The organism is Marinoscillum sp. MHG1-6 (genome assembly GCF_024714475.1).
GTDB lineage: Bacteria > Bacteroidota > Bacteroidia > Cytophagales > Cyclobacteriaceae > JAMZMI01.
On record NZ_JAMZMI010000001.1, the window covers coordinates 1 to 23,088 of the forward strand.

A 23,088-nucleotide genomic window follows, 5' to 3' on the forward strand; every position below is an offset into this window, starting at 1 on the left:
GTATCGAGGCACAGGTCGATGAAGATTCCACTGCACTGGGCGCCGAGATCGCTGCCATCATCGCTAAAGACAATGTGGATTCACTCTACTTCGAGAACCGCATAGAAACCGAGGCCGATGAGGATTCTACCTTCCTGCATACACTCGTGCTGGATTCAGCCAACGCACTGAGAACCGACATATCGGCTATTCAGTCTAAGGACAACACTGACTCCATCTACTTTGAGACACGTATCGAGGCACAGGTCGATGAAGATTCCACTGCACTGGGCGCCGAGATCGCTGCCATCATCGCTAAAGACAATGTGGATTCACTCTACTTCGAGAACCGCATAGAAACCGAGGCCGATGAGGATTCCCTTGTCTTTAAAGAAAATATCGACAGCCTGGTAACTCTTTCCGGACAACCGGCTAATACAGGGGACTTCGGAACTACGTTTACCGGTTCTACCATACCGGATAATGCATCGATTACCTCAGCACTCCAAAGTTTGGAGACTGCCGTTGAATCCACAGCCACATTATCTCAGGTACTTGGTTCCGGAAATGATGCAGGAGGAGCAAATATGACCAACCTCAATGACGTAAGTGCTGATAGCCTAGGAGGACGGCTAATTGAAGCGAGCTCATTGGTTAGCAGTGGTGATAGTCTCCATGTAGCTGGTAATGCTGACATTGACGGTGCTGTCAATATTGATGACAGTCTATCTATAGCTAATAATGCTAATGTTGGTGGGACCTTATCCGTAGGAGGCGCAGTGACAATCACAACAAATACAGAAGTTGCATCATCCGCATCAAGCAATTTAATTACAGTAGGAAGCAGGTCTGTGATCAACATTCAGGATACCGACACCGGATTGAGCACTCCGATCACTTTGAGTAATGGTGTTGCCGATGGACAGATGCTTATTCTCATTCTGATTTCAAGTAACAATTCCGTTACAGGTATGGCTGTTTCATTAGCAGACTCAGGAAATCTAAAAATAGCCGGAAACTGGACGCCATTGGACACTGAACTAGGTTCAACCATCTCCTTGATGTGGAGCAGTGCCCTTTCATCATGGGTAGAACTAAACAGGTCACTTAACTGATGAGGATAAGATTGACCATATTGTCCCTTGTTCTTAGCGGATTAAATCTTTCCGCTCAAGAACTCTATATTCCACCCGGAGCAGAACTGATTGCTACAGCAGGTGCGGGAATCACGGCTACTGGCGAAGTGCTAAACTCAGGAAGGCTCGAAGTGAAGGGAGATGCTGAAATGGTCGCTTTTGGAGATGTTACCAATGATGGTTTTTTTATCAATGATGGTGAAATTTTGCTCTTCGGAGACTGGACCAGTACGGGAACCTTCAATACCTCACTCGGGAAAATGACCTTTTTAGGAGCTAATGATCAAACAATCACCAACAATTACCTCCTCATCAATTCTATTGAGGTAAATAAAATCGGAACGGTCACTTTAAGCGGGGACTCTACCAAAGTCACTGAATCTCTGAATTTTCGAGACGGTATACTAACGACCAGCCTGGGTACTAATTTGATTGTTGATCGTACAGCATCGATTACTCATACCTTCGGTTCGGGCTCCTATTTTGAAGGTGAGCTTATTGCCCGAGGTACTCGTAACAGGATATTTCCTGTAGGGTCAGGAGGTTTTTATGGAACCATCGAACTTATAGATCTAAAAGGGATCAATCCTGAAGTGGGTGTTAGCTTGATTCATCAATCAGTGACCAGTCCTTTGCCAAACACCGATCTGGTAGGAGTTTCCCCTGAAAACGCCTGGAGAGTGGATCTTCGAAACGGCTCCCTTGACAGCGCATTGATTCAGATCGATTTTATTGCTGAAGACCTGGAAAATTTTGAAATCGAAAATGATATAAGAAGAAGATATGAATCTCCTGTGGTAGTAATTTCCGATTCCATAGGAGGGATCTATTACTCTTTGGGTGTTGATTATTTAGCGAACACAGATTCTGTTACTGAAGGAACGATTTCGAGCAGCCGATATGCCCGATTTGGCAGTCCGGGAGCAAAATATTTTGCAGTGGCCCTGGCACCACAGATCAACCCTGCTGGTCAAATCTACTTCCCAAATGTATTTGCACCATCTGCATCGGACCCTACCAATAAGCGGTACCGTGTATTTGGTGAGAAGATTGCTGAAAGTCCATTTAAACTGGAAATCTATAATCGTTTTAGTACGCTGGTTTACAGCACCAACTCATTTGAAGAGGCCACTACCCAGGGCTGGGATGGCAGAAACCTTCAGGGAAAAGAGGAGTATACCGGGGTTTATTTTATTGTGGCCAAATACGCCTATCAAAGTAATCCTGAGGATGTCAAACTATTTAAAGCACCCATATTGCTGAAACGATGAGATTTAAGCTACTGATCATATCGCTTTTATTCTTTCTTCAGGGGCTACAGGTATCCGGGCAGGAGCTGCAATTCTCGCAGTACTTTTCAACTTCATTATATCTCAATCCGGCATTTTCGGCAATCTACGTCGAGCCCTCTTTCTTTGTCAACTTCAGAAAATCTCTTGGCAACAACTCTGTGCTCAATGAAACGAACCAGGTATCAGCAACATTCCCAATTCTGATTAACAAGGTAGACAATTTGCCACAAGCAGGATTTGGAATGATGGCCTATCAAAATCGATCAGGATTTCAGGGCATTTTTGATCTTTCAGGACTGCTTTTCAACTATGCACACAACATTTCCATTGGAGCTCTAAATGCTGAGGTCATTGCCATAGGTATTCAAACAGGATATGAGTTTTATCGATCCAATTATGATCAACTTCAATGGGGCTCTAATTATAACCCGTATTATGGGTTCGATGATCAGCAACCCGTTCCGGTAGATGAGTTTAACACCACCTCTAATCATCTGATTGTAAACGCCGGAGCCATGTACTACTACAATCGTGAAAGAAACTTCACCCTGTACAATTACAGTGCATTTTCAGGCTTTTCAGTTACGAACCTCAATCAACCTTATAAATCGTTTTCCAGACTAGAAAGAAGCAGGGCTCCAATGCTTTACAAGTATCATGGTGGTATCGAATTCAAGAGAAGAAAATTCAATATCCTACCCAATATCCTCCTACAGTACCAAAGAAGAAATTATAATTTCGATGGAGGACTTTATGCCTGGTACTCTCTGCGGGAAAATACTTTTGGTACAGGAAAAGACATCAAAGTCGTAGCAGGAACATGGTACCGATTAAGAGACTCATATATTTTCCTCATTGGGATAAACTATAACGCCTTTAGCATGAAGGTAAGCTATGACCTAAACAGCACGTTATTCTCAGATGACCAGGTTCGGTATTCAAATAACCACGTGGAGTTATCGATGCAATACACGATTTCTAAAGAAAGGCGAATAAGAAAAATATCCAACCCACTTTTCTAGAAATTCCGAACGTATATTTTGAGCTCCTGGCCAGTTCGAACGGCCTCTCCTTTCATTTCATTCATTTCAATGATAAGCTCATATGGGATGTTGAATTTATCCGCAATATTCCGAATAGTCTCGCCTTCTTTCACAACATAAATATTATGAGAATCGGCAACAGATTGCCCTAGTTCTACCAGCATGTCCAGGTTAGGTCGCATTCCATTCGGGTTCGGTATGCGAAGTGGTTGATAAGCTTTTAAACTATTATCGGTCATGCCATTGATTTTCAATATGTCACTAATGGCCACTCCGAAATTCCTGGCTATACTAAACAACGTTCCTTTGGGTCGAACTATAAATACTTCTGCCGGCTCATACTCGATTGGATTGTTCGACTTAAGGGAAATTTCTATTCTTCGGTTGAATTGGCGACCATAGGCTGTTTTATTCGAAGCGGCAGGATTAGATTTCCCCATGGCTAACCATTCCATTTTTTCTGTTGAGACCCCCTGGGCCTTCAACAGACTGATCGCTTGTTCATTTCTTTTATCACTCAACAGTAGGTTGTAATCCTCATTACCCACATTGTCAGTGTGTGACCTTAACTGGATGTAGACATCCTGCTTCTTACATATTTCCGCTATTTCACGAAGACTCACATATGCTTCATTTCGAAGGTCAGACGAACCAAAGTCAAAGTAGATATTGGTTTTCAGGGTATACATGAAACTACCTTCATCCGTTCCCATTACCTTCAAATCTTTCACAAAGAATGAAGCACTCATTTTATCGGTTTCCTTTTCACGCCCCGACACCACTTTATACTCACCTCGAGGAAGATCCTCAAAGGCAAAATCTCCATTTGAGCTGGTAGTTACACGAGCAATAATTTTACCTGTCTCATTCACGACTTGCAATGGAAAATCTGCCATTGGAGTTCCATCTTCATTTTTGATCAACCGGCCCTTGACAGAAACGTAATTGTATTCCGTGTTATTAAATTTTGCCACTCCAAAATTGACCTTGCTGTATGCCAGATCATTTGACTCAACAGCAAGATTTTCACTTAATATCCTTTCGTTAGCAAACCTGAAGTTTTGGATATTAGCAAGGCTTTTTCGGTCAGCCTCATCTAATTTCATCCTGAAGGCAGCATCAGATGGAGATATTTTAAACTTCCCGGTAGATGTTTCAATCAGAGCTCCCCTGGCCACCAGCCGATTCCATTTACTCTTAAGAGTTGGAGCTAGGTTCGAATAGAAGGTAAAGGCCTCATTCAATGCCAGTTTATCAGCCTCCGCGACTGAAACATCGCCGCTCAGGTGATCGGCCAATAACTTAATGTAAATTCTTTCCTCCTTAGATATATCTTTTAAAAACTGATCATCCTTTTGACGAAGAATTGGATCTGTATAGGCTCGGTTGATATACTCCATCGCTAGTATTCGATCAACAGTCAATTGCTGTTCGGCTGTCTTTTCTTCATAAAAAAGCAAATCATAGGATGACAAAGTCTGCACTCTCTGCTCCTCTTCAACGATTGGATTAATCTTTTGAGGGGTCTTCTCTTCAGGTCTTGGGGTTTCCTCAACCGCCACCATACTCGGTGTTTTCGCAGCCATTACTTTCAGATCTTTAACGACGACCGACACACTGGTTTTACCTGCTTCACTTTCCAGTCCCGATACTACCTTGAATTCACCTTTCGGAAGACCTTCAAAAAGGAAAACTCCATTTTTACCAGTAGTTACGCTAGCTAGCATTTTCCCTTCTTCATTAACAACCTGCAAGGGGAAGTCTGCGATAGGCGCACCACCCTGATTATTGATTAACAGTCCTTTAATGGATACATTATTATATTCAGAATTATTGAACTGTGCCACTTCATAGCTCGCCATGCCAGACACCATCTCGTCAGATCCCAGGTGAAGGTCCTCAGCCAAAAAACTTTCATTTGCAAACCTAAATTCCTGAATACTCGCTAGACTCTCACGCTCCTCCTCACCCAGCCTCATCCTGAAAGCAGCATCGGAAGGAGATATTTTGTATTTCCCTACCGACGTTTCAACAAGAGCCCCTCTTGCTACCAGTCTATTCCATTTGGTCTTAAGGGTAGGGGAAAGGCTTGAGTAGTAAGTGTAAGCCTCATTCAATGCCAACTCATCTCCCTCAACCTGAGATAAGTCCCCTCTAAGATGATCCGATAGCAATTTGATATATTTCCTTTCTTCCTTAGAAGCATCTTTTAAAAACTGATCATCCTCCTGACGAATGGATGGGTTCGAATAAGCTCGATTCATGTACTCCATTGCCACAATGCGGTCAACTGTCAATTGTTGATCAACTGACATCTCTTCATAAAAACTCAAAGCATTAGTCGGAAGAGTTGGGCCTACCGCCTGTGCCTCAGGCTCCATTTTTTGCGAAGCATTTTGTTCATTCTGTCGGGACTCAGCACCATTGGCACTCATCAGGCCGGTGGAGTTTTTTCCGGAATTTGAGGTGCCACCATAGCCCGAATTTTTATTTTGCTCATTATTTTGAGTGAGTCCGGGTGTCTGATTAGATGGAGCCTCGACAGTATTTGCAGCAACTAATGTTTGAGGAACCAATAGCGGCTTGACGTATACAGGATCAGATGATATCCAGCTTTTTGCAGAAACTGTTAGAAAACGTTCAATTCTTTCCTTGTCACGAGTCAACTCAATCGTGCTCGTCTGCTTATCCATAAATGTACCAATGCGCTCAGGCACGATGCCCTGGGCCATCAATTTCGCTTCTTCGGTCAGATTAGACTCGGCATAGTAGAGATCCCCTTTTATCGTATTTTCTATAATCTTCGCCAAAACACGATTTAAAGTTCTTTGCTGAGTCTGGTTCATCAGGCTATATACATTGAGCACCTTAGGGTCCAATTCTTCAGAGATCGTTTCCAAATCGGCTACAATAAAAGCATTTGCTATCTCTCTTACCGCACTGATTTGCTCACTGGTTAGATTTTGGTAAAAAATCCGATCATCTTCCTGAAGTTTGTATTTATTGTCCTCAGACATGACCATCACCCTTTCTTTAACTGACTGATAAACCTCCAACTTCTTCTCAGGTGTGAGATTTCGTAAATAATACATCTGAGTAGGTGAAATGGTTAGCCGATCAAGAATCGTTTTATCCTCAAAATACTTGTAGGCTATCTGATCAACCTGGGCTCTATCTGCCTTGGGGAGGGCCTGATACGTAGTTGGTTCATATTCATAGGTATTGGCCTGTTTTACTCTTGTGGCAATGAGGCGATCAACACGCTCCTTCTCTTCTCGTTCCAAAGAACTATAAAATCGCTCTTCTCCGACGCTCGTATTTCCGATACTTAATGAGAGTCCATTTTCTTCAATATAGGTTAGTATCAGCCGATCCAAATGTCCTTTATCCGAACTGGAGAGGTCCTGATAGAACATCTCATCCTCAACTCTGAAAGCCTGTAGATCATTTTCATTGAGTTGACGGATGCGTGCGAAAATAATACGGTTGATCCGCTCCTTATCATCAAGGCTTAACCCCCGATAAACTTTTGCCAGATCACTTGTTAATGCAAGTTCAACGTCCACAATCCTGGCCGCCATGAACATTGAAATTATCTCATTGATGGTCGCTACTTCATCATAATCGAAATCAAAATCATCGGAGAAAACCGAGTTTCTACCTGCTACCGACTGGTCAAGGGAAATCTCGGTGATAATTTCTTCCTCATTTTCAATATCAAATTCGTAAATATCCAGCTTCCCTTTGCCACCTTCTCTATTGGAGGACAAATACCCTTTATTCTTACCCATTGTGATGAACACCTCATCCTTATTCGAGTTAAAAGGGGAGCCGGGATTGAAGATTTCAGGATCAAAAAATGAGTTCCCCTTTGCCATGTAAATATCAAACCCACCATACCCTCTGTGACCATCCGACGAAAAGAATAATGCCTTTTGTTCAGGATCAAAGAACGGAGCTACCTCAATAAAAGGAGTATTAAGTTGTGACCCCAGATTAATAGGTTGACTCCAGTTTTCACCACCCGCATTCAGTGACATCCAGATGTCATAATTGCCTTCACCACCCGGTCTGTTGGAGGCAAAGAAAAGCGTATCACCCCCTGGAGTAATATTGGGGTGCCTTGAATCATAGCCATACAAATTAACCGCCTCACCCAACGCCACTGGGGTAGACCATTGACCATCTCTTAAGACCGAAACATATATGTGGCAGAAGTCGCCAAGCTCTTCATTACAATTTGTATAGTAGAATTTTGTTCCATCTCTGTTAAAAGACCCGGAACCGTCCCCCCACTTGGTATTGATCATCTTTTCCAATCGGCTATCATCGACATATTTCTGCCATTGTCCACCTTCGTTTTTAAACAGAAAAATATCTGCGAATGACTCTCCAAAACGATAGTCAATTAAATTCCCCTTACCACTGGTACGAGAAGATGTCAAACACATATATTGCTCATTGCCATAGCTGAATGCAGCAAAATCCATATATTCGGTGTTAACATCACTACACAAGCGAAACCCGTGATCCGGCTTCGGATTGGTGAGATCATTTAAGGCCAGGAGACAGCCCTCCTTCTCAATTTTTGCCTGGTTGTAATAAACCCGGTATTCATTGCTCTCGTGCTGAAATTCATTACGAAGATTATCTATAAACTCTTCATACTCCTGCAAAGCCATATTGAATTCACCGGCTTGCTTGAGCATTTGGGCATAGTAGTATTTAGCCAGAGGAAACCTTCGGTCCTTTGATTTTGCCACACGCTCGTAATAATGAGTAGCACTTTCATAATCAAAGGTGAGGCGGTAACATTCTCCCATCTGAAACAGTGCTCCTAAATGAGTGGGCTCCTGATCCAGTACTTCTTTATAAAACCGCATCGCCTTTATATACTGTTGCATCTCGAAGAGCTTGCCCCCTTCACGAAATACTAAAGACCGGTTTAAATCTTGTGCTAATGAAACCTGCACGAGCAGGGCTAATATTGTCAGAGTAAAAAATTTCTTTGATAGACCCATAAACTTATCCATTTCCCGTTAACAGAAAGGCTCCCCACACACGTGGATCAGGATATTTTTCCCTCACTCTAAGTTGTGCCAATCTCAGTGCCTCCATAACATTATCACTTGACATAAATTCCTGATAGAAATAGGTCATCAGCAATTGCGTCGCCCCGTCGTCAACTTTCAAAAGACTGGTTATTACATTTTGTGCTCCGGCTACCATCATCGCCCTTTGAAGACCATAAACTCCTTCTCCGGACTCTATCCCTCCACGTGAAGTCTCACAAGCAGACAATACAACGAGCCTGGTGTTTTGAAGATTCAGGTTTACCGCTTCGTAAGCTGAGAGTATACCGTCATTATCAGAGTCCTGAAATTCTCCCATAACATATTTACCATATGCCTCCATAGCTCCAGCCAAATACAACCCCGATTTGAACATTGGCAGCGCGCCCGGAGTGATCTTTTGTTGTAGCATATCATCTTGCTCAAAATAACCATGGGTAGCTATATGTAGGATTGTGGGGTGATACGAGTTCTTAAGTCTAAACTCATTGGCATCCTGATTTACCAATAACCTGACATTCCAGTCTTTTTTTAACAACATATCCGAGATGATGTTGACCTCATTTTGAGCTCCCGGCAGGTCTTCTAAATTAAGGTTGTATCTCCCTTCCGGCATTCCAAAAGTTGGGTTACCGATTAATGTGGCCGTTGGCTGGGTCACATCAGATTGTCTTGTATGCTTCATAATGTCCCGACTATTAGTGATATATGCCACATAATATTTATCCATGACATAATTATCCCGATCCACTTTGAAGACATTTGGGTTCATTTTGAAATAAACTCCATCCGGTGAAACCACCACACTTTTTACACCATCAAGCTTTTTATCAAGTTCGGACCAATAGTTTAGGTACGAGGTATGGAGCTCCACGTCATACTTCATGGAATTATTGTAAAGCGAATACCCTTTTGCCTCCAGCGCAGCTCCATTTTCAGCAACTATATACTCAGGGTTGAGGTAAGTATCTGGCCGAACAATTACAAACATATAATTGACCTTATCTGTGAAACCAATGAGGTTTCTGGATGCCCCAAGCTGATGGTCAAATTCTCTAAACCTAATGATCTGTACCAGCACCTGGTCAGGCTTTAAACTTCTGCGGATATCCCGCCAGTCAATCCGTTCTTCCGGAAAAAGGCCTGAAAATAGATCCGAGCTCAGCAGGAGGTTCTTCTCCATTCGCTCCAGCGCACGTTCTTCAACTTTTAGATCAATACCATAATCACGCAACTTATGTTCTCCAATTTGATAAAGGCCCGCTAATCTGGTCTTTGCCCTTGCCCATTTTTCATATTGATCTATGAGATTGTTATCAAAGCTGCTTTGAATGGTACTTTGTATCCGTTCAGAGGAAGTAAACAGTATCCCCTTTGTTGCAATTTGGTAATTCAGTATATCCTGAACCAGCTCAGGATTTTCACCTAGAAGTTTGTAAGCAACATAGTTGTAGCGTTCAATATCCTCCCTGATGTTGGCATAAAACAGGTTTCTCTCCTCTGAAGTGAAAGTTGGGAATATGGTAGATATCTGCTTTATGTGAATATCAATTGCCTCTTTGAAACATCTCTGGGCTCCTCTAAGATCATTCTGAGAGAAATAGTGAAGACCCAGTTTATTTAAAGATTTCGCATAAGCCGGATGATTGATCCCGAGAGATCTTTTTCTTATATCCAAAGCTTGTTCATAATAGGTGCCCGCCTGTTGTGGTTTGCCCATGGTCGTATATAAGACTCCTAAATTATTGATAGAGGTAGCATACTGTGGATGATCTTCACCATAGATAGCCCGGTCTATTTCCATTACTTTTTTATAATGTGCTTCTGCCTCTGAATAGTTGGCTAAAAGGCGTTCCACACTTGCCAGATTATTCAGTGCGCTGGCATAGTTAGGGTGCATTGTGCCATATATTTTTTGGTAAATCGTCAGCGCCTTAGAGAATAATTCCTTGGCCAGAGCAAAATCCCCCTCCATTCTGGCAATTGCCGCCAGATTATTCATAGCTGTGGCATATTGAACACCGGACGCATCTACATTAATTAGGTTAATGACTTCGGAGAAATATCCTTTGGATCTTTCTAAATTGACCAGCTCGAGATAAAGAATCCCCAGACCATTCAGGGTTTTAGCTAGCATCTCAGACTGAATACCCTCGGTGGATTTCAATACCTGCTCAACTTCCAATAGGAGTTTTTCAGCACTGGCAAAATCCCCTTTTTTCATATTGAGGGTGGCCATAGTTTCTATAACCTCAGCACATGACAAAGCATATTTCGGCCCCAGTTTTTGATAAATCGATATCGCCTCAATCAAATGGTTTTCCGCTCTGTTTAGCTGATTGCTTTTTATCAAAACGCTCCCCAAATGATTCAGGATATTCGCATGCTCAGGAGAGATTTCGCTATAGGAATACCCAACAATCTCATTGACCTTCTGATAATACAACTCAGCAGTACTGTAGATCCCAATAGTCTCATAAAATCTCCCCAGATTTATGAGTGAGGTCATATACTTTTTACTCATAGCACCAGACTCCGACAACATCAAATCGCTGGCTTCATGCAGGTATTTCTTAGCTCGTTCATAATCTCCAATTTGTATAGAGAGATCACCCAACAGCTCTGCAGTCTCTGCGTAGTCAAAGTTCTTGTATCCGTAGTGTCGAATTTTGATTGCAAGTGCCTGTTCCAGGTGATATTTCGCACTCACATAGTCCCCACGCTCCACCTCACAATAGCCAAGGTTATGAAGGAGACCTGAACGAGTCAGGGAATCAATGTCATAGTTTTGGAGGCAATACTCTATTTGAGACTCTGCTTTGATCCAGAGTCCTTTGTTCATACTGAGTTCTATCCCATCATTCAATTCATCGAACGATTGAGCGGTTGCAAGAAAACAGCATGCAAATGAGATAAGAAGGCCGGTGAATGTCCTCATTTGCTCAGGCGATAATCTTATTAAAAATGTAACTCTTCTTTTACGATTTTACTCGCAATAAAGATTCAATTTTCAAGCAGATCTAAGATTTATATACAAATTACAATTTATTAAGCTCTTAACCCAATTATCAGGTCACATCTTGTTAGGATAATCAGTAATGATCCCATCTACCCCCCAATTAATGAGTTTATCCATTTCCTCTTTATCATTTACCGTCCAGGGAATAACTCTGATTCCAAGTTCATGTAGCGAATCTACATCGCTCCTTGCAAGAAGCACGTAATCACAACTGTATATGGCAGGATAAAATCCTAGTGATTTTAAGTTTTCCTCGATTGACTGATCATTCTCAACCAAAACAGCAAGAGGGACATTGGGATAGGCGACATGAAAATACCGAAGAATACGAAAATCGAAAGACTGAATAGTTACCCTGCTCCAGTCTATTCTCCCGTCTATTACGTCATAAACAAGTTTTGAAAATTCCGCTGGTTCAGGATGGTATTCTCCGTCCCACCGCGGCTCACTCTTAATTTCAATGTTGTACCTGATTTCATTTGTTATTGGTTCAATCACATTAAACACCTCCGACAACAGAGGCTTGACCACCTTCATATTAATCTGATCAGGGAAATCGGGATGCGGCTTTGAACCACAATCATACCGCCTGACCTCTTCAATGGACATCTGGTAAATATTATACTCCATTTGCCTAGCATCAGGGATTACCTTTCCTTCCGGGTCCAGACAAAACAATCCATTCATGTATGGTTCATGACTTACCAAAACCTGTCCATCACCTGTTATGACGACGTCCATTTCAAGTGTGCTCACACCTAATTCCACAGCCTTCTGAAAAGCCGGAATAGAGTTTTCGGGCATCAGCCCACGGGCTCCTCTATGCCCTTGAAAATCAATTGATGTGTATCGATCCATACAAGAAACAAAAATCAAAAAAACCAGAAATAACGTGTTGCTAATAGAACCCATCAAGACAGGTACTTAATCCTGGTAAAAATGTAGTCAAGTGACTCTTCATTCAAAACCATGCGATAATAATCTGTATCACCCAGTTGCTCCGGCTCATATCCTGATTTCTGCAAATACTTCTTGCTGATCTTCATATCAAACCAGTGAACAAGGCGTATTTTTTCCTCCTCTATTTCCAAACAGGTGATTCCCCGCTTACCAATTACGCAGCCTGAGTTAAAAAGACAAGGAATATGAAAGATGGTATTGTACACATAGTTCTGAAAATTTGTGTCTTCATTTTTTTTATAGTACTTCTTTAAATCCTTCTTATTGGTTTTGATACTTGCCTCTAGTTCCTTGTCATGTTTCCCTCTTTTGGCCAATTCCCGACAGAGCTGTTCTATTTTATATTTAAGACGCTCCACCTTGTGAAGTGATTCAAAAAGTGGCCGATGAGTATGACCAATGATAGAAGCAATTTTGTGATAGGCTGAATAGCCATAAGCTCGCTTCTCTATATTGTACTGCTTGCGGCTATCGTGTGCCACTGAATAATTCTTGATCCCAAGAGGATTGGCCAGGTACTTCAATGTAAGGCCTATGATCTGATTATGTTTTTGGAATTTTTTGGATGCCTGATGACCATGGAACACGAACAAATCGTTATCCTGATGTTTCAGCCGGAAAGCCTCCAGATGATTGAAATTGTACGGATAGTCCTCCATCATAGCAATCTTTAGATCATGATTCCCGATGGTTTTTAACATTTCCCTATTCTCAGAAAACTTTCTGAAGACATTGAAGACATTGGCCCATTGCTTATGGATTTTTTTAAGTGAGAATCTTTGAAGTTCCTCTACATCGCCATTAAGAATGAGCGAAAAGCCATTTTCATAGTAGTGTCTATCCAGTACTGTCAAAAAGAGATCTGAGTTTGCTTTGAAGTCATCAGTGGAGCCCCCATCCCCCATGTGAAGGTCACTAAAAATAACCCATTTGCTTTTATTATTGAGCTCATAGACTGGAGCTTCCTCAAAAAGCTTTGTCAGATTTTGGTAGACAATTTTATTATTAACCTTCACAACATAAAGTTAACCTGTGACAAATAAAATCTAATTAATGACCATTTACTGAATCAGAAGCTTACTTAATCATTAATTATGGGTTAACATATTAAGTCTCTCATCATTACGTTTTATTCAAAACAAATTGAAATTCGCAAATCTCTTGCGACTCAGAATTAGGATATAAAAATGGATTTCCTTAATTTATTAGACTAAAACAACATAACTATCATGGTAAAAAGCTATAAGGGCGTGCAAATGGAGCAGCCAAAAACACACGAGCTACCTGCGGTTACGGTAGCAGATTATATGTCCACCAAACTCATCACTTTCCACCCCGAAACAGCAATGGATGAGGTTGTCAAATCCTTGTTGAAAAACAGGATTTCTGGTGCTCCAGTTGTAAACGATGATGGTGAATTAGTTGGCGTAATCTCTGAAGGAGACTGTATGAAAGAGGTAGTCCGCGGTAAATACAACAATATGCCCAGCTTATCCGGCAAAGTGAAAGATCACATGTCCACAAAGGTTGTAAGCATCGCTCCCGAGATGAATATTTTTGATGCCGCTAAACAATTTCTCGACATGCGCATCAGAAGATTTCCGGTAGTAAGCTATGGTAAGCTCCTGGGGCAAATCTCTCAGAAGGATATCATGCGAGCGGTTTATAACCTCAAGAGTACTACATGGTAAAAGCGTTGCAGAACGAGACCATAATCGGGACGGGCCTGATCATAAAGTTCATCCTTTCAGGCCTGATTACCTGGTTTATTGTGACTCCGGTTGTTTTTCCTGAAGGTGTAACATCAGCCTCAGATTTTTGGATAAGCTTTCAGGAACACATCATTTTCCAATTAATTCTATTAGTCTCCATTACCCTAATGATATTCAGAATTCCATTAGGGTTGATGGCAGTTGTTGTACTTCTCGTGGGATCGGTCCTGAATGGATAACTTTGGAACACCGCTTTTACCGTTTCCCAAATTGGGGATTCAAACACCCAATATGATGTAATCTCCATGATTCAAATGTGGTTATGGGTCTCCGTTGATGTTTTGGCTGTGACTTTACTCCTTTCAGGGAAATTCAGAACAAAATACATGACCCGGCCTTTAACAACTATTGGTTTTGTTGGCTTTATATTTTTATTCATCGTACACACTTACCCGGACATACCCCTTGCAATCGAGTTAATTGGAAATCCTTAGCCAACTTTGGCCCATACCGGAATCCATATTTCCTCCTCAGAATCCGGATCATTATTTTTATATTTTGCACCCAGCACCTCAAAGTGAGGTCTGTCATCCAATTCGTAACCCGATTTTGGCAGCCAGACACCAAATATATACTGGAACATGCTTGCTCCTTCTTGTGGGTTTCCCTTATAATGAAAAACCGCATATTCTCCTGAAGGTAAATCAAACACCTGCATGCCGTGTGGGGCCATAATCACCTCACTGACTTCAACAGCTGCCCATTTCCTAAATTTCCCTTTAGGATTAAAGGTTTTAAAAAAATCGGGATCATATATCTGGATTGAAAAAAGATCGGAATCAATAGCATTGGACACTTCTGATTTTCGCGGCATGAATGCCCTCCATAGCTCGACAGTTTTATTATCTGCAAATGACATCTCAAGCGACATGCCAATCAGCCTTTTTGCTTGGATGCGTTTTATCTGAGGCTCTACCATCGATTAAAAAAATCAAATTTTAAAGCTGTTCAAGTTCCAAGGCGTAATCGTGCTGCAAATCCTCGTGAAGGTTTTTGATGCTCTTTTTAATTTGATCTAGTTGTCGCTGGTATAAGTTTTTCATAGTTACGCTTCTCATAACCGACGGACTTACCTGAATCAGCTCCCGACAATAATGTATCAACAGCTCTACTTCTGTCTGTTTATTCTTAGAATACCTGATATACTTTTTAGTATTTCGAAGAATCTTTCTGGCACTCTTTTTTACATAATAAATGCTGGATGTATTCACCTCCATAAAGTCCTCTGTAATTTCAGCTTTGACTCCCGAAATAAACCCCATTTCATCACTCGACTCAAAAAGTAAATAGGTAAGCAACTCTTTGGTTTCTTTCTTAAACTTAGCCAAAGTCAAACATAAGAATAATAATTCCTCCTTATCCTTAACCTTTAGCTCATCCTTCAATTGCTTCACCGTTGCTGTTATCATGGGTGTAATTTAATGGAAGAGAAGAGGATCAAAATTCACGGCCTACAAACAAAAAAAGCAGGTTCATAGAACCTGCTTTCGTTGATATAACCAACCACTAAATAATTTTAGAATCCAGTTCAACTAATTCTTCCATAATAGCTTCCACAGTCTTTCCTGTTTTCTGCTGTAACATACCCACGAGTTCCTGAACTTTTCCTTCAGCGATTTTGAGATCATCGTCGGTAAGCTCACCATATTTTTCTTTCAAATTTCCAGTCAATTGATTCCAATTTCCTTTAAGTTGTAAATCCATGGTCGTTAATAATTTTTACGTTCAAAATTTGGGTTACCATTATATTAACTCCTTACCTTTCAATATGTTACATCATTCAATGAATAAATTCAGTCAATCCTGCAAATCCTCTCTTGAGGGTTAATCCAGTTACCATGCAACGGCAATTTTGCCCTTTCTATATTTATTGCGGTCGATAGAAGTATCCCTGATTCGCAGCAGCATCCTAGCCTTATACTTATCATCAAAACCATGGTATATGTCATGAAAAAACCTGGCCTAAATCTCCGTTCAGCTAAAAAAATATCATACATTTACTGCCCACTTACTCTCTACTCAGAAGGAAAGGCCTATACCCTTCAATGAGATGAAGCTTGGACCGTCTATACCAAGTTCATTTTATAATTAAACCAACTCAGTATGTTAAAACGAATTAAACAATTCGCCCTGTTGCTCTGTGCAGTAGGACTTGTAATCCTGTCCTCTTGTAATAAAGATGATGATGGTCCCACTCAAGGAAGTGTTGAAGGAATTGTGACCGCCCAGGCAGATTCTTCTGCACTTGAGGCCGTGAAAATCAGTGTTTTTGACGCCAACAGCAACGAAGCGATTGGTACAACCACTTCAACTAATTCAGATGGTGCCTATGCTATTACACTAGACCCTGGAACTTATTACCTGCGACTCGCCAAACTTGGCTTTCAGGAGGTACCGGCCCCAGGGGTTTCTGCTATCCCATTTACAATTATCGCAGGAGAGACCGTTACGCTTGACTACGATCTCATCACAAGTGCTGTAGTAGACGGTGGTGCGATAGAAGGAAGGGTGACAGAAGGTGATAACGGCCTTGCCGGAGTTTTGGTGATTGCTAGTTCAGCAGATAGCACAGAAGCATACACCAGCACTACTGATGCCGACGGTTACTACAGCATTATCAATATTCCTGCAGGAACCTATCAAGTTAAGGGCTGGCTAAGTGGCTATAGCTCAGAAACTGTTGAAGCAACTACCACAGCCAATGCTTATACATCGGACATTAATATCAGCTTCACTTCAGGCGGTACTGCAAGCTTAAGCGGAACTGTGAAATTCCTGGCAACAAGTGGAAAACCAGTTGATGTCTCTTTAGTGCATCCTATAAGTGGCGAGGTTATTCCTGGTCTCACAGTGACAACAACCGGGGCCTTTACTATTGATAACATTCCTGATGGTGAATATCTGGCTCGTGCCAGCTACAACAATGACACTCTTGTAGTTGATCCTGACTTCATCGTGAAGTTTGGCGATCCAAAAGTAGTGGTTAGTGGCGGTACCGCTTCGGTGGAGAATTCGTCTTCATCTACATCTCTGGATTTTGCTCTGACTAATTCCGTATCGCTGGATAGCCCTACTAATAGCCCCGATGAAATCGTACCAGTGGAAGTGAGCCGTACAGGGTTAACCTTCAAATGGGTTGCTTATTCCAGTACTTCAGATTATGTAGTTGAGCTCCTTGATGTGAACGGAGAAGTAATCTGGGGAGGTTTTGACACTACAGTAGAGCCCGTTGCAAAAGAAGTGGAAGGTAATGTAGATGCAGCATTTACTTCTGTTGCCTATACAGGCCCAACCCTTTCAATTGGTCGTATTTATCGATGGAAAGTTTATGCCAGCAAAGACGATGCAAAAGAAGCTTCTGGCTGGAAACTAATCTCAGTAAGTGAAGATCAAATGGGTCTCATCAAGATTATTGAATAACGATATATCTCAACCTAACCTAATCAAAGCCATGAAATGAAATTCATGGCTTTTTTTATATCTATTGGCAGGTTATTTACCATTGGTGAAAATCAAATCTAATACCGCGTGTTTTCTATTGTGACAGCAATATTCTATATAACTTCGCCCTCTAATAATTCAAACCCTATAAATTCAACATCATGACATCAGATCAGTTGAAAGACTTGAAGAGCCGCGTCTCGGCCTTGAGGAGGTATCTTTGACTACGATAAGAAGAAGAAAGAGATAGAAGAAGAGGAACTGGTAACGGCCCAGCCGGATTTCTGGAATGATGCCGAAAAAGCCGAATCAATTCTAAAAATCATACGAGGCAAAAAAGCCTGGACCGATAGCTATGAAACTGTAGAGACTGCCGTGGAGGAAGTTGAAACTTTACAGGAATTCCTTGAAGAAGGAGAAGGCACAGAGGCTGATGTGCAGTCAGCCTATGAAAATGCGCAGAAGCTTGTAGAGGAACTGGAAATGAAGAAAATGCTTTCCAGCGAAGAGGATCAGCTATCCTGTATGCTACAGATCACACCTGGTGCCGGTGGAACCGAAAGTAACGACTGGGCGGGTATACTGATGCGTATGTATATCATGTTTGGAGAAGCGCAAGGTTATAAAGTCAAGGAAGTAGACTTTCAACCTGGCGATGTAGCCGGTGTAAAATCTGTAACCCTTGAGTTTGAAGGACCGTTAGCGTATGGATTCCTGAAGTCTGAGAACGGCGTTCACCGATTGGTGAGGATCTCTCCATTTGACAGCGGTGGAAGAAGACATACGTCTTTTGCTTCCGTCTACGTCTATCCGGTGATTGATGACACTATTGAGATTGACATCCATCCGAATGATATAGAAATGCAAACCTCTCGAAGTGGAGGTGCTGGTGGGCAGAACGTGAACAAGGTGGAAACCAAGGTCCAATTGACACACAAACCAACGGGTATCGTGGTAGTTTGTCAGGTGGAACGTTCGCAGCTTGCTAACCGTGAACGAGCCATGCAGATGCTGAAGTCGCAGTTGTACCAGTTGGAAATAGAAAAACGGAGTGCAGAGCGTGACAAAGTTGAGGCCGGTAAGAAGGCTATTGACTTTGGTTCACAAATTAGGAACTATGTACTCCACCCATACAAGCTCATCAAAGATGCACGCACAGGTTTTGAGCGAACAGATGTGCAAAATGTACTTGATGGTGATTTGATGGATTACATCAAAGCCTTCTTGCTTATGCAGCAGGAAGTAGAAGAATAGTTAAAGGTCATCAGTGGTCAGTCATCAGTCCATACCGATGACTGATTATTTCGGACTGATAACTATAGGCTAATGTTAAAAGCATATTCTCGTCAATTTTGGCTCCTGAGCTTTAGTTCGTTTCTGTTCTTTGGCTCTTTTAATATGGTGCTTCCTGAACTCCCTGATTTCATGCGAAAAATGGGTGGAGAGGATTTTATTGGGCTGCATATTACTTTTTTCACCCTCACGGCACTGATCTCGAGACCTTTCAGTGGCAAGCTTACTGATACCTGGGGAAGAATCCCGGTGATGGTCTTCGGAGCAGCAGTAACAGCAGTGGTCTCGTTTTTTTACCCATTTTTCCTGAACATCTATATATTCCTCGCTATCCGGTTTTTGCATGGGTTTTCTACTGGTTTTAAACCGACCGGAACTGCTGCTTACGTCGCTGATATCGTACCACTGAACCGGCGTGGTGAGGGTATGGGCATCCTGAGCCTCTTCGGGATGACCGGTATGGGAATTGGAAACTATGTCGGCGGGGCAATCGCTAACAATTTCTCGATAGAGGTTCTGTTTTATTCAAGTGGTTTGGTTGCCCTCTTTTCGGTTGCAGTACTGGCAGGGATGAAAGAAACGGTTGAAAACAAACAAAAATTTTCGCCAGGTCTGCTCAAGCTTAATAGATCTGAGATTTTCGAACCAGCGGTTGTCGTTCCTTCAGTAGTGATGATGCTTGTGACCTTCTCGTTTGGGGCTTCACTAACCCTGGCGCCTGATTTAAGCACTTTTCATGGAATAGAAAACAAGGGACTCTTTTTCTCCTATTTCACCTTTACTTCTCTTATTTCGAGACTTTTTGGAGGCAGGTTTTCGGATCTTTTTGGAAGGAGAAAAGTCACTATTGCAGCTATGCTCATTGTTGGAATTGGTTCTACTTATATTGGATTTGCGCTCAATGCCTTTCATTTTCTTGTGGGTGCACTGATCTTCGGAGCAGGGTATGGTCTTTCATCTCCGGCACTTTTTGCCTGGGCGGCGGACCTCTCACCTATCCAAAACAGAGGCAGAGGATTTTCTACGCTCTTTATGGCATTGGAAATTGGCATAGGAATGGGCGCTATGCTGGCAGGCCAGATATATGCGGGTCAATCTGAAAACTTCTCGATTGTTTTCGGAGGGTGTGGCGCCCTGGCGATCATTGCTATGGTCTATCTTATTTTTAATAAAACGGATTAGCTTTTGCGCTCTCAGAGACCTTAAACCTGGCCCTTCAACACACTACGGTAAGTAATTCTACAATGAAGATTAAACAGACTTCCGCTATTTTGCCTTCAAAACCTCTACCATGATCCGCACCGTTACCATACTGTATTTTGGACTCGCTGTTACCAATGCCTTGTCATTAGCTGTGGACTGGCCTCAGGTGAACCTTTACACCAAGCCGCTGCTCATGCCACTTTTGATTTACTTTTTGTTCATCTATTCAAAAGGCGTGATCACGCTTCCAAGGTTGATGGTGGCGGGAGCCTTGATATTCTCCTGGATTGGAGATGTGGTTTTATTGAAAGCGTCAGATCCAACCTATTTCCTAGGAGGGCTGGGCGCTTTTTTAGTGGCTCAGGTCATCTATACATTTGCGTTGTACAATGCCAGCTTTCAAAAAATAAAATTCAGCTATCGACCATTAATACCCCTATTACTGTATGCAGGATTATTGCTTTTTGCACTGATTAGAAATGCGGGGAACATGGTGTTACCTGTGGTAGTGTATGGGTTATGTATTGTCACTATGGCAAGTGTCGCCAGACTAAGAAGATGGGGCACAAACACAGAAAGCTACCAACTGGCATTCATCGGTGCTTTTCTTTTTGTGATCTCAGATTCCATTTTAGCCATCAATAAATTCGTAATAGATATCCCTTTAGCTGGATTTTTTGTTATCACGACTTACGTGGTGGCCCAGTATTTATTAATGAAAGGAATATTGAAACATCCGGTCTAAAAGGCCAATTACGAATCATTAGTTGATCATTTGATCAACTTTCTTTATTGAGAATGGAGTTTATTCTGCGTAGTGGAAGACTACCTTACCAAGGGCTACGTCCAGATCAAAAGTAAGCAGATTTGGTGCGGTGGCTGAGTAATCCATGTTTACGAAAACGTTTTTTTCTACCTGCTCAAACCCTTCCAGAATCTGAACACCACAAAATGGTGAATCCTTAATGTGTATGATGATCGGAACATCTTTAGCCGGAAGGAAGATGTCCAGGTTGCCTGCGCCTACCGTTGCCTGAACCATGCATTTCCTGTTACGCGCCTGACCTAAATCAAGAAGAGCCCTTCCAAATCCTATATCGGCAATAACATGTTCGGCATTCGCACAGTCTACATTTTTGGCTACCAAAGAACCCATATCAACTTTCACCAGGAAAGTGTCCATTGCAATAGGGTTTGGTTCCCGCTGTTCATAATCTACCAGAACATCCGCACTACCGGATCGAATTTTCATACCTTTGACAAGCGTACCATCCAGGTTGACATCCGCCATACCAAACCCATAGTCCAGATCCAGTTTGTAAACCTTCTCCGTATCAAAGAGAATCTTCCAAAGATTGTTTTCCATCTCATTGGCTCCACCGAGCATGGCGAAGAAAATTCCGTCACTCAAACTGGTCGTTTTAAAGTCCTGCAATGAAAGGTTCACTTTGCAGGTATTATCATCAATGTTTGCTCGAAAAGATGGATTAACCTTATCCAGATCGGGATTGCCGAAGATGTTCAGAGGACCATTTTCAGGCTCCCCCTGTTTTATAAGACAATTACCGGCAGAAGCTTTTAGGGAAAAGTCTACCGTGTCATACCCCGAGCATTTTTGCAAGGAGTAAAACTTTTTTAATTGTCCATAACTGACTGAAAACAAAAGGCCTAACGCCACAGTAAATGCCAACCGCAACATGTCCGATAATACGAAATGATTTGATCTATGTTGCGTAATATTAGCTATGCGCCGAAAAATTCTTTCATATTTTCGAAGAAACTCTTCTCCCCCTTGGTCGGGCTTGGCTCAAAATTCTTGGATTCACGTAGCCCTTCAAGTAGCTCCTTTTCCTCTTTTGACAACGATTTTGGGGTCCATACATTGACATGGATAAGCTGATCTCCTGTACGGTAGCCATCCACATCTTTGATCCCTTTGCCCCTTAGCCTCAATATCTTACCACTTTGAGTTCCTGGCTCAATTTTGATTTTGACTTTTCCATCAATGGTTGGAACTTCTATTGAAGATCCCAGAACAGCATCAATGAAACTCACATAAAGTTCATAAACCACATTGTTCCCATCTCTCTTAAGCGTATCGTCCTCAATCTCTTCAATAAGAATTAACAGATCGCCAGGGATTCCACCAGCTACTTCATTACCTTTTCCAGACATGCTCAGCTGCATACCCTCTGCTACTCCAGCCGGAATTTTAATGCTGATGACCTCTTCTGAGCGCTTCATACCGGTGCTGTCAGTGCCCGGTGCTCTATGGTCTACCATCTGTCCTGCACCACCACAGGTAGGACATGTGGATGTGGACATCATCTGACCCAACATGGTATTCATCACCTTTCGTACCTGACCAGTACCCTGGCAGGTCGTACAATTTTTGAAAGTCGTTTCAGGGTCAACCACCAATCGGTTTACCTTAATCTTCTTTTCTACTCCAGCAGCAATCTCCTGAAGGTTTAGTTTTAGCTTGATACGAAGATTGGTTCCTTTCCGAGTTCTACGACCGCCACTTCGGCCGCCACCACCAAAGAAACTGTCAAATGGGCTTCCTCCTCCTCCACCGAAGATGTCACCAAACTGAGAGAAAATATCCTCCATGTTCATATGATGGCCACCGAATCCACCCCCGGCAGCACCGCCAACACCCTGGTGTCCAAAGCGATCATAGCGCTGACGCTTTTCATCATTGCTCAACACTTCATAGGCCTCGGCTGCTTCCTTAAACATTTCTTCCGCATCCTTATCATCCGGATTTTTATCCGGGTGATATTTGATCGCGACTTTACGATAAGCCTTTTTGATCTCGTCTTTGGAAGCAGATTTTTCTACACCCAGAATCTCGTAATAATCTCGCTTTGCCATA

At 42.1% G+C, this 23,088-nt stretch carries 18 protein-coding genes; 9 read left to right on the top strand and 9 right to left on the bottom strand.

What is annotated here, in order from left to right; genetic code table 11:
- From NXR94_RS00005 to NXR94_RS00015, 3 genes are all read left to right on the top strand, one after another.
- Positions 1-1,094 (top strand): hypothetical protein (locus tag NXR94_RS00005; RefSeq protein WP_258102492.1); only part of this gene is annotated, 1,094 nt, incomplete at its 5' end.
- The gene (locus tag NXR94_RS00010; protein ID WP_258102493.1) at positions 1,094-2,386 is read left to right on the top strand and encodes a gliding motility-associated C-terminal domain-containing protein; all 1,293 of its coding nucleotides are present in this window, start codon (positions 1,094-1,096) and stop codon (positions 2,384-2,386) included. The genes NXR94_RS00005 and NXR94_RS00010, both read left to right, overlap by 1 nt.
- On the top strand, positions 2,383-3,429 hold the full coding sequence (locus NXR94_RS00015; protein ID WP_258102494.1) for a PorP/SprF family type IX secretion system membrane protein: 1,047 nt from the start codon (positions 2,383-2,385) through the stop codon (positions 3,427-3,429). The genes NXR94_RS00010 and NXR94_RS00015 overlap by 4 nt, the downstream gene beginning before the upstream one ends.
- On the opposite strand, the gene NXR94_RS00020 is transcribed toward NXR94_RS00015, so the two are convergent.
- From NXR94_RS00020 to NXR94_RS00035, 4 genes are all read right to left on the bottom strand, one after another.
- Entirely contained in the window at positions 3,426-8,354 is a 4,929-nt protein-coding gene (locus NXR94_RS00020; RefSeq protein ID WP_258102495.1) for a LysM peptidoglycan-binding domain-containing protein, read from the bottom strand. The genes NXR94_RS00015 and NXR94_RS00020 overlap by 4 nt on opposite strands.
- Positions 8,355-8,475: 121 nt before the next feature.
- Positions 8,476-11,460 (bottom strand): CHAT domain-containing protein, encoded by a 2,985-nt coding sequence (locus tag NXR94_RS00025; protein ID WP_258102496.1) that lies wholly within the window; start codon positions 11,458-11,460, stop codon positions 8,476-8,478.
- Between the two features lie 135 nt (positions 11,461-11,595).
- Positions 11,596-12,399, bottom strand: a complete 804-nt coding sequence (locus tag NXR94_RS00030; protein ID WP_258102497.1) for a glycerophosphodiester phosphodiesterase — start codon at positions 12,397-12,399, stop codon at positions 11,596-11,598.
- A 53-nt stretch (positions 12,400-12,452) separates the two neighbouring features.
- Positions 12,453-13,517, bottom strand: a complete 1,065-nt coding sequence (locus NXR94_RS00035; protein WP_258102498.1) for a hypothetical protein — start codon at positions 13,515-13,517, stop codon at positions 12,453-12,455.
- Between the two features lie 213 nt (positions 13,518-13,730).
- On the opposite strand from NXR94_RS00035, the gene NXR94_RS00040 reads away from it, so the two are divergent.
- Positions 13,731-14,192, top strand: coding sequence for a CBS domain-containing protein (locus NXR94_RS00040; protein ID WP_258102499.1), 462 nt, complete (start codon positions 13,731-13,733; stop codon positions 14,190-14,192).
- Complete coding sequence (locus NXR94_RS00045) at positions 14,186-14,452, top strand: hypothetical protein (RefSeq protein ID WP_258102500.1); 267 nt, start codon at positions 14,186-14,188, stop codon at positions 14,450-14,452. Before NXR94_RS00040 ends, NXR94_RS00045 begins: the two co-directional genes overlap by 7 nt.
- Positions 14,453-14,703: 251 nt before the next feature.
- Here NXR94_RS00045 and NXR94_RS00050 read toward each other — a convergent pair whose 3' ends face one another.
- From NXR94_RS00050 to NXR94_RS00060, 3 genes are all read right to left on the bottom strand, one after another.
- A complete protein-coding gene (locus tag NXR94_RS00050; RefSeq protein WP_258102501.1) occupies positions 14,704-15,192 on the bottom strand; it encodes a GyrI-like domain-containing protein in 489 nt (162 codons plus the stop codon).
- A 19-nt stretch (positions 15,193-15,211) separates the two neighbouring features.
- Positions 15,212-15,682, bottom strand: coding sequence for a hypothetical protein (locus NXR94_RS00055; protein ID WP_258102503.1), 471 nt, complete (start codon positions 15,680-15,682; stop codon positions 15,212-15,214).
- 97 nt (positions 15,683-15,779) lie between these two features.
- On the bottom strand, positions 15,780-15,977 hold the full coding sequence (locus NXR94_RS00060) for a CsbD family protein (protein ID WP_258102504.1): 198 nt from the start codon (positions 15,975-15,977) through the stop codon (positions 15,780-15,782).
- 399 nt (positions 15,978-16,376) lie between these two features.
- On the opposite strand from NXR94_RS00060, the gene NXR94_RS00065 reads away from it, so the two are divergent.
- From NXR94_RS00065 to NXR94_RS00080, 4 genes are all read left to right on the top strand, one after another.
- Positions 16,377-17,693 carry a collagen binding domain-containing protein gene (locus NXR94_RS00065; RefSeq protein WP_258102505.1) on the top strand — a complete coding sequence of 439 codons (1,317 nt, stop codon included), beginning with the start codon at positions 16,377-16,379 and terminating at the stop codon, positions 17,691-17,693.
- 182 nt (positions 17,694-17,875) lie between these two features.
- Positions 17,876-18,968 (top strand): peptide chain release factor 2 gene (gene prfB / locus NXR94_RS00070; RefSeq protein WP_258102506.1). Its coding sequence is split into 2 segments (ribosomal slippage): positions 17,876-17,935 and positions 17,937-18,968, totalling 1,092 coding nucleotides; the frame shifts between segments, so codons are not numbered across the junction.
- 72 nt (positions 18,969-19,040) lie between these two features.
- Positions 19,041-20,189 carry an MFS transporter gene (locus tag NXR94_RS00075; protein ID WP_258102507.1) on the top strand — a complete coding sequence of 383 codons (1,149 nt, stop codon included), beginning with the start codon at positions 19,041-19,043 and terminating at the stop codon, positions 20,187-20,189.
- Between the two features lie 109 nt (positions 20,190-20,298).
- On the top strand, positions 20,299-20,955 hold the full coding sequence (locus NXR94_RS00080; RefSeq protein WP_258102508.1) for a lysoplasmalogenase: 657 nt from the start codon (positions 20,299-20,301) through the stop codon (positions 20,953-20,955).
- A 60-nt stretch (positions 20,956-21,015) separates the two neighbouring features.
- On the opposite strand, the gene NXR94_RS00085 is transcribed toward NXR94_RS00080, so the two are convergent.
- Together NXR94_RS00085 and dnaJ are read right to left on the bottom strand one after the other, a co-directional pair.
- Entirely contained in the window at positions 21,016-21,831 is an 816-nt protein-coding gene (locus tag NXR94_RS00085; protein ID WP_258102509.1) for a hypothetical protein, read from the bottom strand.
- A gap of 122 nt (positions 21,832-21,953) precedes the next feature.
- Positions 21,954-23,087 carry a molecular chaperone DnaJ gene (gene dnaJ, locus NXR94_RS00090; protein ID WP_258102510.1) on the bottom strand — a complete coding sequence of 378 codons (1,134 nt, stop codon included), beginning with the start codon at positions 23,085-23,087 and terminating at the stop codon, positions 21,954-21,956.
- Position 23,088: the final 1 nt, after the last annotated feature.